At 67.6% G+C, this 11,917-nt stretch carries 12 protein-coding genes; 8 read left to right on the forward strand and 4 right to left on the reverse strand.

Translation table 11 applies throughout. The features are described from left to right. The 8 genes from rho to ACE5C1_RS11595 form a co-directional block, all read left to right on the forward strand. A partial coding sequence (rho, locus tag ACE5C1_RS11560; protein WP_374944228.1) for a transcription termination factor Rho occupies nt 1-867 on the forward strand: 867 nt, incomplete at its 5' end. Between the two features lie 126 nt (nt 868-993). After that, nucleotides 994-1,695: a TerC family protein gene (locus ACE5C1_RS11565; protein WP_374944229.1), complete on the forward strand. Its 702-nt coding sequence runs from the start codon at nt 994-996 to the stop codon at nt 1,693-1,695. Nucleotides 1,696-1,752: 57 nt separating this feature from the next. Continuing rightward, on the forward strand, nt 1,753-1,980 hold the full coding sequence (locus tag ACE5C1_RS11570; protein ID WP_374944230.1) for a DUF6489 family protein: 228 nt from the start codon (nt 1,753-1,755) through the stop codon (nt 1,978-1,980). 4 nt (nt 1,981-1,984) lie between these two features. Then, the gene (mnmE, locus tag ACE5C1_RS11575; protein WP_374944231.1) at nt 1,985-3,265 is read left to right on the forward strand and encodes a tRNA uridine-5-carboxymethylaminomethyl(34) synthesis GTPase MnmE; all 1,281 of its coding nucleotides are present in this window, start codon (nt 1,985-1,987) and stop codon (nt 3,263-3,265) included. Nucleotides 3,266-3,320: 55 nt separating this feature from the next. After that, complete coding sequence (gene mnmG / locus ACE5C1_RS11580; RefSeq protein ID WP_374944232.1) at nt 3,321-5,150, forward strand: tRNA uridine-5-carboxymethylaminomethyl(34) synthesis enzyme MnmG; 1,830 nt, start codon at nt 3,321-3,323, stop codon at nt 5,148-5,150. Continuing rightward, nucleotides 5,147-5,758: a 16S rRNA (guanine(527)-N(7))-methyltransferase RsmG gene (rsmG, locus tag ACE5C1_RS11585; protein WP_374944233.1), complete on the forward strand. Its 612-nt coding sequence runs from the start codon at nt 5,147-5,149 to the stop codon at nt 5,756-5,758. Before mnmG ends, rsmG begins: the two co-directional genes overlap by 4 nt. Continuing rightward, entirely contained in the window at nt 5,755-6,534 is a 780-nt protein-coding gene (locus tag ACE5C1_RS11590) for a ParA family protein (RefSeq protein WP_374944234.1), read from the forward strand. The genes rsmG and ACE5C1_RS11590 overlap by 4 nt, the downstream gene beginning before the upstream one ends. Continuing rightward, a complete protein-coding gene (locus ACE5C1_RS11595; RefSeq protein WP_374944235.1) occupies nt 6,531-7,418 on the forward strand; it encodes a ParB/RepB/Spo0J family partition protein in 888 nt (295 codons plus the stop codon). The genes ACE5C1_RS11590 and ACE5C1_RS11595 overlap by 4 nt, the downstream gene beginning before the upstream one ends. Here ACE5C1_RS11595 and holA read toward each other — a convergent pair. The 4 genes from holA to ACE5C1_RS11615 all read right to left on the reverse strand — a co-directional run. Continuing rightward, nucleotides 7,415-8,434 (reverse strand): DNA polymerase III subunit delta, encoded by a 1,020-nt coding sequence (holA, locus tag ACE5C1_RS11600; protein ID WP_374944236.1) that lies wholly within the window; start codon nt 8,432-8,434, stop codon nt 7,415-7,417. The genes ACE5C1_RS11595 and holA overlap by 4 nt on opposite strands. Continuing rightward, nucleotides 8,431-8,970, reverse strand: coding sequence for an LPS assembly lipoprotein LptE (gene lptE, locus ACE5C1_RS11605; protein WP_374944237.1), 540 nt, complete (start codon nt 8,968-8,970; stop codon nt 8,431-8,433). Before lptE ends, holA begins: the two co-directional genes overlap by 4 nt. Next, the gene (gene leuS / locus ACE5C1_RS11610) at nt 8,967-11,525 is read right to left on the reverse strand and encodes a leucine--tRNA ligase (RefSeq protein ID WP_374944238.1); all 2,559 of its coding nucleotides are present in this window, start codon (nt 11,523-11,525) and stop codon (nt 8,967-8,969) included. The genes lptE and leuS overlap by 4 nt, the downstream gene beginning before the upstream one ends. Beyond that, the coding region (locus ACE5C1_RS11615; protein ID WP_374944239.1) for a DUF3576 domain-containing protein at nt 11,515-11,917 on the reverse strand (403 nt) is incomplete at its 5' end. The genes leuS and ACE5C1_RS11615, both read right to left, overlap by 11 nt.

Raw genomic sequence — 11,917 nt, forward strand, 5'->3', positions numbered from 1 at the left:
GTCAATTTCGACAATCTGACGCCGCTCTATCCCGAGCAGAAGCTGACGCTCGATAACTTCGACCCGACGGTGAAGGACAAGTCCTCGCGCGTCATCGACATCGTCTCGCCGCAGGGCAAGGGACAGCGCACGCTGATCGTGGCGCCCCCGCGCGTCGGCAAGACCGTGATGCTCCAGAACATCGCGCGCGCGCTGTCGGAGAACCATCCCGAGGTCTTCCTCATCGTGCTGCTGATCGACGAGCGGCCCGAGGAAGTCACCGACATGCAGCGTTCGGTGAAGGGCGAGGTCGTGTCCTCGACGTTCGACGAGCCGGCGCAGCGCCACGTCCAGGTCGCCGAGATGGTGATCGAAAAGGCGAAGCGGCTGGTCGAGCACAAGAAGGATGTCGTCATCCTGCTCGACTCGATCACGCGGCTGGGTCGTGCCTACAACACCGTCGTCCCCTCGTCGGGCAAGGTCCTGACCGGCGGCGTCGATGCCAATGCGCTGCAGCGGCCCAAGCGCTTCTTCGGCGCGGCGCGCAACATCGAGGAGGGCGGCTCGCTCTCGATCATCGCGACCGCGCTGATCGATACCGGCAGCCGGATGGACGAGGTCATCTTCGAGGAATTCAAGGGCACCGGCAATTCCGAGATCGTGCTCGACCGCAAGGTCGCCGACAAGCGCGTCTTCCCGGCGATGGACGTCGGCAAGTCGGGCACCCGCAAGGAGGAGCTGCTGGTCCAGAAGGACAAGCTGTCCAAGATGTGGGTGCTCCGCCGCATCCTGATGCAGATGGGCACGATCGATTCGATGGAGTTCCTGCTCGACAAGATGAAGAATTCGAAAACAAACGACGATTTCTTCGACTCGATGAATCAGTAGCGTTCGGCCTGCGGCGCGCCGTTGCAGGACTCGAACGCGGATGGCCGGCGCGGCACGCCTCGACAGACGACGTGGCTTTGCCGCGGCGCGCGCTTAAGCTAATGCGGCCTGGATGACAGGAGCTTCATGTTGCTAATCTCCGCCCTACTCGCCGCGGCCGCGGTTGGCCCAGGCTCTCCCGCCGAGATCTGGCACCACATCGTCGCCGATTTCTCCAACATCGGCTCGCCCGCGACGCTCGCCGCGTTCGTCCAGGTCCTCATGATCGATATCGTCCTGGCGGGCGATAATGCGATCGTCGTCGGGGCGCTCGCGGCCGGGTTGCCGGTCGAGCAGCGCAAGCGCGTGATCCTGATCGGCATCATTGCGGCATTGGTGCTCCGGATCGTCTTTGCGCTCGGGGTCAGCTGGCTGCTCGGCGTCACGGGCCTGATCTTTGCGGGCGGGCTGCTGCTCGTGTGGGTCGCCTGGAAGATGTGGCGCGAGCTGCGCGAGGCCGGTCCTCATTCCGACGACGGCGTCGCCGGGGTCCGCTCGCCCAAGAGCTTCGCCGCCGCCGCTTGGGCGGTCGCCGTCGCAGACGTGTCGATGAGCCTCGACAACGTGCTCGCGGTCGCCGGCGCGGCGCGCGAACACCCCGGCATCCTCATTATCGGCCTGCTGCTGTCGGTGGCGCTGATGGGCATCGCCGCCAATCTGATCGCCAAGTATATCGAGCGATACCGCTGGATCGGCTACGTCGGGCTGCTGGTCATCCTCTATGTGGCGGGCAAGATGATCTACGAGGGGGTCGTCGATCCGAGTGTCGGGATTGCGTCGCTCTTCTGACGCGACGTCAAGTCAGCCTCACGTTATGCTGGGCGGACAGCGGCGAGGGGACGGACAATGAAGGCGACCATCGAGATCGATTGCACTCCGGAAGAGGCGCGCCGCGCCATGGGGCTGCCCGATCTGACCCCAGTCCACGAGCGTTACATTGCAATGATGATGGCGACGATGGAGAGCGGCGTGAAGCCCGAGCAGCTCGAGGCGATGATCCGCAACTGGGCGCCGATGGGCGAGGCGGGAATGGCGATGTGGCGGCGGTTGTTCGATGCGGGCAAGCCGGGCTGAGGCGGTGACGACGATCTTCGCGGTCTCCAGCGGGCGCCCGCCCGCGGCAATCGCGGTCATCCGGTGCAGCGGCCCCGGGGCCTTCGCTGCGGCGCGTGCGTTGGCGGGGACGCTGCCGGCTCCACGAACCGCATCGCTGCGGCGCTTGCGCGATGCGGACGGTGCGTTGCTCGATGCCGCGCTGATGCTCTGCTTCCCCGGACCGGCAAGCGCCACCGGTGAGGACCTCGTGGAATTCCACTGCCACGGCGGTCGTGCGGTGGTCGCCGCCGTCGAGACAGCGCTTGGCACTCACCCCGGTCTGCGGCGCGCCGAGCCGGGCGAGTTCACGCGCCGCGCACTGGAGAATGGGCGGATCGACCTTCTCGAAGCCGAGGGGCTAGCCGATCTGCTCGAGGCCGAAACCGAGTCGCAGCGCGTCGCGGCGATGGCGGCGGCCGAAGGGCAGATCAGCGCCCGCACCCGCGCGTGGCTCGACACCGTCGCCGATCTGTCGGCGCGTGTCGAGGCACTGCTCGACTATGCCGAGGAGGACGATGTGCTGGCAGACGCCGCGGCGATCGACCCGATCCTCGCGGACGTCGCGGTCTTGCGCGACACGATCGCGGCGGCGCTTGCCGGACCATCGGTCGAGCGGCTGCGCGACGGCGTCCGTGTGGTGATCGCCGGCCCGCCCAACGCGGGGAAATCGACCCTGCTCAATCTGCTCGCGGAACGTGACGCGGCGATCGTCTCGCCGATATCGGGAACGACCCGCGACCGGGTAGAGGCGCCGGTGCTCCGCGGCGGCCTCCCGCTGACGCTGGTCGATACCGCCGGATTGGTCGAGACAGACGACGTCGTCGAAGCGCTGGGCGTCGCACGGGCGCACGAAGCGATGGCAAGCGCGGACCTCCTCGTATGGCTCGGCGACGATACGCCGCCGCGAAACGAGGCGATCTGGGTACACGCGCGCAGCGATGCGGCGGGCAGGGAGGTGTTGCCTTTCGGTCCCGATGTCGCGATTTCGGCGACCGATGCAGACTCGATCGGCAGCCTCTGGGATGTGATCGCGTCACGCGCTCAGACGATGCTGGCAACCATGGCAGACGTGCCCGCCATGCACGCGCATCAGCAGCGCACCTGCGAAGAGGCTGCGAACTCGCTCGACCATCTCCCGCGCGATCCGCTGTTGATCGCCGAAGCGCTGGCGGGCGCACGGCGTGGGCTTGCCCGCCTGCTGGGGATCGATGCGACCGAAGCCATGCTCGACGCGCTCTTTGGCCGATTTTGCCTTGGCAAGTGATGTTCCACGTGGAACATCTTTGACGCGCCCCGTCGCCTGCTTGTAGCGAGCGGCGATGTTCGACGTACTCGTCATTGGCGGTGGCCACGCCGGCACCGAGGCTGCCGCGGCAGCGGCGCGCTGCGGCGCACGGGCAGCCTTGATCGCGCTCGGCCGTCTCGGCATCGGCGCGATGTCGTGCAATCCCTCGATCGGGGGCTTGGGCAAAGGCCATATCGTCCGCGAGGTGGATTCCTTCGACGGCCTCATGGCACGCTGCGCCGATGCGGCAGCGATCCATTACCGCATGCTTAACCGCAGCAAGGGTTCGGCGGTGCGCGGTCCGCGGGTGCAGGCTGACCGCCGCCGGTATCGCTCCGCGGTCCAATCGACGCTGACCAATGCCGAAGTGACCATCATCGAAGGTGAAGTCGCCGAGCTGATCCTCGACGCCGATCGGGTCGCGGGCGTCCGCCTGTCCGACGGCTCGGCGTTCACGGCGCGCACGGTGGTCCTGGCGACGGGTACCTTCCTCGGCGGCACCATCTTCCGCGGCGAGGAGCAGACCGGCGGCGGCCGCGTCGGCGAGGCGGCAAGCACACGCCTGTCGCAGCAGTTGCGCGCCCACGCACTGCCGGTCGCGCGGCTCAAGACCGGAACCCCGCCGCGCCTCGACGGCCGCACGATCGATTGGGCGCGGCTCGAGATGCAGGCTTCGGACGACGATCCCTGGACGATGTCGCCGATGAGCGATGCGCGGCCATTGCCTCAGCTCGCCTGCGCGATCACTCGCACCACCGAAGCGACACACGCGATCGTCCGCGCTAATCTCCATCGCTCGCCGATGTTCACCGGCGCGATCGAAGCTTCTGGCCCCCGCTACTGCCCGTCGGTCGAGGACAAGATCCACCGCTTCGCCGATCGCCCATCGCACCAGCTCTTCCTCGAGCCCGAGGGCCTCGACGATCCACTGATCTATCCCAACGGTCTGTCAACCTCGTTGCCAGCCGAGATCCAGCAAGCTCTTCTCGAAACCATCCCCGGCTTCGAACGCGTCCGCATGGCTGTGCCCGCATACGCTGTCGAGTATGACTATCTCGATCCACGCGCGCTCGATGCCACCCTGGAGTCGCGGGCGATCTCCGGGCTGTTCGCTGCCGGTCAGGTCAACGGCACGACCGGGTATGAAGAAGCCGCAGGGCAGGGCCTCGTCGCCGGGATCAACGCCGCCGCACGGGCACTCGGCAAGCCGCCACTCGTGCTCGACCGAGCGTCGAGCTACATCGGCGTGATGATCGACGATCTGACACTCCAGGGTGTCACCGAGCCTTATCGGATGCTCACCGCCCGGGCCGAGTTCCGCCTTGCCCTGCGCGCCGACAATGCCGAGACGCGCCTCGGCCCGATCGCGCGAGCGATCGGCTGCGTCGGCGTAGACCGCCGCCGGCACCAGGAACGACGCGATCACGACCGCGCTGCGTTCCGCACACAACTCGATGCGAAGGCCAGTGCGACGCAAGTCGCTGCGCTCGGCGGCCGGGTGGGGCAGGATGGCTCCCGTCGAACGCTGTTCGCCTGGCTGCGCGACGACCAGGTCACGCTGGAAATGCTTCTGCCATACGTAGCGGGCTACCATGTCGACGTCGTGTCCGAAGTACTGGAGGATGCGCACTACGCGCCCTACCTCGAACGCCAGGCCGAGGAGGTCCGGCGCCTGCGTGACGGCGAGGCGGTGCTGCTTCCTGTCGATCTCGACTTCGCGGCCGTGGCGGGGTTGTCGACGGAGATGATCGCGCGTCTGAGCCAAGCGCGCCCGTCTTCGCTCGCCGCCGCATCGCGCATCCGCGGCATAACGCCCGCGGCGTTATCCGCCATCCTGCTCCACACCCGTCGCCGCGCCGCATGAACGAGGACGCGGCGCGTACCTGGATTGCGGAGCGGTGGGGCACCGCCGTCATGGACCGGATCGGCAGCTTTCTCGATCTGGTTGTCGCAGAAAATGGTCGGCAGAATTTGATATCTCCCGGGACCGTCGACGCGATCTGGTCCCGGCATGCCGTCGACTCGGCGCAGCTCCTCGCGCTGGCTCCGGAACGATGGCGAAGCTGGCTCGACATCGGCACCGGGGGCGGCTTTCCTGGGATGATTGTCGCGCTGTTGGCACCGGAACGCTCCGTGACAATGGTCGAACCGCGACGAAAGCGGGCAGCATTCCTCGCCGATTGTGTCAGGGCCTTGGACCTGCCGCACGCCGATGTCGTGCATGGCAAGGCGGAGACCCTTACTCGACCATTCGACGTGATCTCGGCCCGCGCGGTGTCGCGCGTTGAAAACATTTTGCATGCCGGCGCTGCCTGCGCCAAGACCGAGACGATCTGGTTGCTCCCGCGCGGCCGGTCGGGGGACGCCGCCCCCATCTCCGTTGCAAAGCTGAGTTCGCAGATGTTTCACGTGGAACACAGCATCACCGATGCCGAGTCGTCGATCCTGGTCATGCAAGGGCAACCGCAGTGACGTGCATCGCCATTGCCAATCAGAAGGGGGGGGTCGGCAAGACGACCAGCGCAATCAACCTCGCGACTGCGATGGCGGCGACAGGCATGACGGTATTGCTTCTCGATCTCGACCCGCAGGGCAATGCCTCGACCGGGCTCGGGATCACCCAGGCGCAGCGCAAACGGTCGAGCTATGACGTCCTGCTCGGCGGCGCGACGATCGACGAAGCGGTGGTGCAGAGCTGCGTCCCGCGACTGGAGGTCGTGCCCGCAACGGTCGATCTCTCCGGCGCCGAAATCGAGCTGATCGAATATGAGGCCCGCACCCATCGCCTCGATCGCGCCTTCAACCAGGCGGTGCGGCGCTGGGACATCGTCCTGATCGATTGCCCGCCCTCACTTGGGCTGTTGACCATCAACGCCATGGTTGCCGCCGATTCGTTGCTCGTCCCGCTCCAGTGCGAGTTCTTCGCGCTCGAGGGGCTGTCGCAATTGCTCAGCACGGTGGAGCGCATCCGCAACCGGTTCAACCCGGGCCTGTCCATCCTGGGCGTTGCGCTCACGATGTTCGATCGCCGCAACCGCTTGACCGAGCAAGTGTCCACCGACGTCCGCGCCGTCCTCGGCCGCGTCGTGTTCGAAACCGTCATCCCGCGCAATGTCCGGCTCTCGGAGGCGCCAAGCCACGGTCTCCCCGCGCTCATCTACGATCATCGTTGCGCCGGATCGGAGGCGTATATCGCATTGGCGCGTGAGATGATCGCGCGGTTGCCCAAGGCAGCGCAGGCAGCATGAGCGAGAGCAAGCGAATCCGCCCGAGCGGGCTGGGGCGGGGCTTAAACGCCCTGCTCGGCGAGATCGCGCGCGAGGCGCCGGTCACCCCGGGCGAAGCGTCCGCGCAGGGGGTCCGCGTGCTCCCGATCGAGTCGCTGTCGCCGCATCCCGATCAACCGCGCCGTCATTTCGACGACGCGTTGCTCGACGAGCTCGCCGGATCGATCGCCGCACGCGGGCTGATCCAGCCGATCGTCGTCCGCCCGCACGCCCACGGCTATCAGATCGTCGCGGGCGAGCGCCGCTGGCGTGCCGCACAGCGCGCGCATCTGCACGAGGTGCCGGTCGTCGTCCGCGACTTCGACGATGCCGAGACGCTCGAGATCGCGTTGGTCGAAAACATCCAGCGTCAGGACCTGAACGCGATCGAGGAAGCCCAAGCCTACCAGCGGCTCGCCGGCGAATACGGCCACACCCAGGATGCGTTGGCCAAGATCGTCCATAAATCGCGCAGCCACATTGCCAATCTCCTGCGTCTGCTCGAACTGCCCGCGCCGGTCCAGCAGCATGTCGTCGAAGGCAAATTGACGATGGGCCACGCCCGCGCGCTGCTCGGCGCGCGCGACATCGAGATGCTGGCGGACCGGATCATCGAGCGAAACCTGTCGGTGCGCGATACCGAACGTCTCGCCCGCGATGCCAAACCGCGGCGCGATCGCGAGGGCGATGCACCGCGCAAGGGCCCCGATGCCGACATCGCCGCGCTCGAGCGCCAGCTTGCCGACCTGCTCGGCCTGTCGGTCCGCATCGCGCATTCCGACAAGGGCGGCACACTGACGCTGGGCTACAGCACGCTCGACCAGCTCGACATGGTCTGCCAGCGGCTGACCGGCGAGGATATCTAACCCCGCCGCTCGACATTCCGCGCCAGCGCCACGGTGGCAACGTCGGCTATCACCGATCCCGCATTGCCCGGCGCCATGATCGCATGTTCGGCTGCGCGCACCCGCGCCAGCGCGGCGGTGAGCATCGCCGGCGACCAGCGCCGCAGCGCCCGGGCCGTCGCCGCTTCCTCGCCACGAAAGATGCGGTGGCGCTTCATCGCGCCGTCGATGCTATCGCCGCCGTCGATCTCGCTGCGCATCTCGGCAAGCACGATCAGCCGCCGGGCGATCGCGCGCAGCCAAGGGATGGGGGAAGTGCCCGCCGCTTCCAGCCGCGCGATCTCCGCGCCCGCCGTCGCCGCATTGCCTTCGATCACCGCTTCGACGACTCGGGACGTCTCGGCATCGCCCATGTCGGCACCGACCGCATCGAGCGCCGCTTCGTCGAGATCGGCGGGCCGCCCAACGTCCGCATCGAGAAACAGCGCCAATTTCTCGATCTCGCGGGTCATCACCGCGCGGTCGCCGCTGCATGCCTCCGCGATTCGCCGCGCGATCGCCGCGGTCGTGCGCAGCCCGTGCGCACGCGCGACGTCGAGGACGATCCTGTCGGCGGCCTCGCCTTCGGGCAGGTAACAGGCGAACGCCATCGCACTTCGCGACTCAATGGCCAGCTTGACGATCTTGGCGGTGGTCCGCACCGCCGGCGCCAGCACGACGACCGGATTGCCCGCGCGCTCGGTCGCCAGCAATCCTGCCAGCGCCTCGTGGCTCTCGTCGCCGACGGGCCCGGCGCGGACGAATCGTACCCCGCCGAACAGCGACAAGGATGCGGCCTCGTCGGCAAGGCGGGCGGGATCGGACTTCAGCGTTGCTGCATCGAGGTCGACCCGCTCCGCCTCGGGCCCCAGCGCCGCCCACAGCCGTCGCGCCAGTTCGGCGGCGGCGGCCTCATCGGGGCCGTGGAGGAGGTACAGGCGGATGTCGTCGCTCGGCCGATCGAGCGCGGTGCGGATCTGCCCGGCGTTGGCTTTCACGGTGCCGGCGTGGGGGCCGGACCGGGGACCGTAGCGGAGGTGGTGGCGGGCGTACGCTGCGCATACAGCGCGATCCGCGACACGATCTTGTCCGCGATGATCCCCGACAGCCGTTCGAGCGCGGTATTCTCCGCCGCGATTGTCGCATATTCGGATTGCACCGCGTCGATCCCCGCGTCCGAACCCGCGCTGGCATCGAGCAGCACCTGTCCGTCGGCGAGCTGCACCAGTTGATAGCGCGCGCGCAACGTTCGCCGTTCGCGGCTGACGCTGTCGTCGCGGCGCACGCCGAGTCCGGTGATGCTGTCGTCGAGCCGCACATCGAGCCGGTACCGCGCCGGGCCGTCCGCCGCGAGCCGGTCGCGCAGTGCGTTGCCGACGAGCCACCCCGCCTTGCCCTCGATCGTCGCGACCTCGACCTGGCGCAGCGTGCCTACGACCCCGCCGGCGCCACCGCCGCCGTACAGCGGGTGCAGCCCGCACCCCGCCAAGATTATTGGCAGCACCAACAGCGCCAGAGGGCCGAAGCGCCTCATGCGACGAGATTCACGAGCCGGTCGGGCACCACCACGATCTTGCGCGGGGCCTTGCCGTCGAGCAGCCGGACGATCTTGTCCGACGCCAGCGCCGCCGCCTCGATCGCTTCGCGCGGTGCGCCCTTGGGGAACACCAGCGTGTCGCGCAGCTTGCCGTTGACCTGAACCGCGATCGTCACCTCGTCGTCGACAAGGCAAGCCGGGTCGACTGCGGGCCAGGCGGCATCGGCGATCAGCCCGTCGCCACCCGCCGCCGCCCAGGCGTCCTCAGCCAGATGCGGCGCCATCGGTGCGACGACGCGCAGCAGCGTCGCCACCGCATCCGCCCGGTCGCGCGACGCGGGCGCCTTCTCGACCGCATTGGCCAGCGTGTAGATCAGCGCGACCGCCTTGTTGAACTGCAACCCCTCGATCGCCTCGGCGATGCCCGCGGTCGTTCGATGCGTCAGCTTGCGCAGCGCGACGTCCTCGCCGTTCCCCGCGACGACGCCGTCGAACAACCGCCACAGCCGCTGGACGAACCGCCAGGCGCCCTCAATGCCCGCCTCCGACCATGGTAGGTCGCGCTCGGGCGGCGAATCCGACAGCATGAACCACCGCACCGCGTCCGCGCCGTATTGGTCGACGATCGGCTCGGGATCGACGGTGTTCTTCTTCGACTTCGACATTTTTTCCACGCGACCACGGATCACCTCCTCCCCGGTCGCCTTTTCCCGATAGCCATCGTGCGTAAGTTCAACTTCGTCGGGCGACAGCCATCTTACCTTCAATCCAGTGTCGAACGCACCGCCAAACTGGTTTGAAAAGTACGTCTCGTGCGTCACCATCCCTTGCGTGAACAAACCCGTGAACGGCTCCGCCACGTCGAGTTGCCCGATATGCTTCAACGCCCGCGTCCAGAACCGCGCGTAGAGCAGGTGGAGGATCGCATGCTCGACCCCGCCGATATACTGCCCCACCGGCAGCCATTGCTCGGCGACCGCACGGTCGAACGGCCGGTCCTTCGGCTGGCTGGCGAAGCGGATGAAATACCACGACGAATCCGCAAAGGTATCGAGCGTATCGGTCTCACGCACCGCCTCGCCGCCGCACGACGGACACGCGACATGCTTCCACGTCGGATGCCGGTCGAGCGGATTGCCGGGCACCGCGAACGATACGTCCTCGGGCAGCACGATCGGCAGCTGGTCCTTGGGCACCGGCACTGCTCCGCAGGCGGCGCAATGGACGATCGGGATCGGCGTCCCCCAGTAGCGCTGCCGCGACACGCCCCAGTCGCGCAACCGGTACACGGTGGTGCCGCGTCCCCAGCCCTCGCCCTCGGCCCGCTCGATGACGGTCCGTTTGGCGTCCTCGACATCCATCCCGTCGAGGAAATGCGAGTTGCACAATGTCCCCGCACCCGTCCACGCGACGTCGCCGGCGAACACCGGCGCGTCCTCCGCGCCGTCCGACACCACCCGCTTGACCGGCAGCGCGTATTTGCGCGCGAAATCCAGGTCGCGCTGGTCGTGCGCGGGCACGCCGAACACTGCGCCGGTGCCATATTCCATCAGCACGAAGTTCGCGATGTACACCGGCAGCCGCCAGCCTGCGTCGAACGGATGCGCCGCGGTCAGGCCGGTGTCGAAGCCCAGCTTCTCCTGCGTCTCCAGCTCGGCCGCGGTCGTGCCCCCCTGCTTGCACCGCGCAATGAACGCGGCCGCTGCTAGGTCCCGCTCGGCGCAGCCCTTGGCGATCGGGTGATCCGCCGCGACCGCGACGAAGCTCGCGCCGAAGATCGTATCCGGCCGGGTGGTGAAGACCTCGACATCGCCGCCATCCGACAACGCAAACCGGAACTGCAGCCCGCGCGACCGCCCGATCCAATTCTCCTGCATCAACCGAACCTTGTCAGGCCACTGATCCAGCGCCCCCAGCCCATCAAGCAGCTCATCCGCGAAATCGGTGATCTTCAGGAACCATTGCGACAATTTGCGTCGCTCGACCAGCGCCCCCGATCGCCAGCCGCGGCCGTCGATCACCTGCTCGTTGGCCAGCACGGTCATGTCGATCGGGTCCCAATTGACCGCGCTCTCCTTGCGGTACACCAGTCCCGCCGCAAACAGGTCGAGGAACAGCGCCTGCTCGTGCCCGTAATAGTCCGGCTCGCACGTCGCCAGCTCGCGGCTCCAGTCGAGCGCGAAGCCGAGCCGTTTCAGCTGCGCCTTCATCGCCGCGATATTGGCGCGCGTCCAAGTGCCCGGATGGACACCCTTCTCCATCGCCGCATTCTCCGCGGGCATCCCGAACGCGTCCCATCCCATTGGATGAAGCACCTCATAGCCACGCATCCGGCGATAGCGCGCCAGCACGTCGCCCATCGTGTAATTGCGGACGTGCCCCATGTGGATCTTCCCCGACGGATAGGGGAACATCTCGAGCACGTAGCTCTTCGGCTTCGGCGAAGCGTCGTCCGCGGCGAACGTCCGCCGCTCGTCCCACACCCGCTGCCAATGCGCATCCGCCTTCAGCGCATTGAAGCGCGCGGGCGGCCTCTCGGCGTCAGCCGACAAGGGACGCGCGGCGCAGGTCGCGCGCCTTGGTGAGGATCACGTCCTCCAGCTTCTGCGTGGTCGACGCCTGCACCGGCGCCGCCACCCACTGACCGCCCTGGTTCACCTGGCGCAGCGCCGCGACGCGCACCGCGTCGGCGCGCAGATCCTGGTCCAGGATCGACACCGTCACCTTGATCCGCTCGGCCGGCGAGTTCGGGTTGATGTACCAGTCGGTCACCACCACGCCGCCGTTAGAATCCGTCTGCACCAGCGGCATGAACGACAGCGTGTCCAGCGTCGCGCGCCACAGATAGGAATTGACGCCGATCGTCGTCACCTTGGACGCCGCGAGGTCGGTTTTGGGACGCTTGTCCCCGCTCGCGCAGGCGGCGAGCGAGAGCGTGGCGCCG

The sequence above is a fragment of the Sphingomonas sp. genome, assembly GCF_964263785.1.
Classification (GTDB): Bacteria; Pseudomonadota; Alphaproteobacteria; order Sphingomonadales; family Sphingomonadaceae; genus Sphingomonas.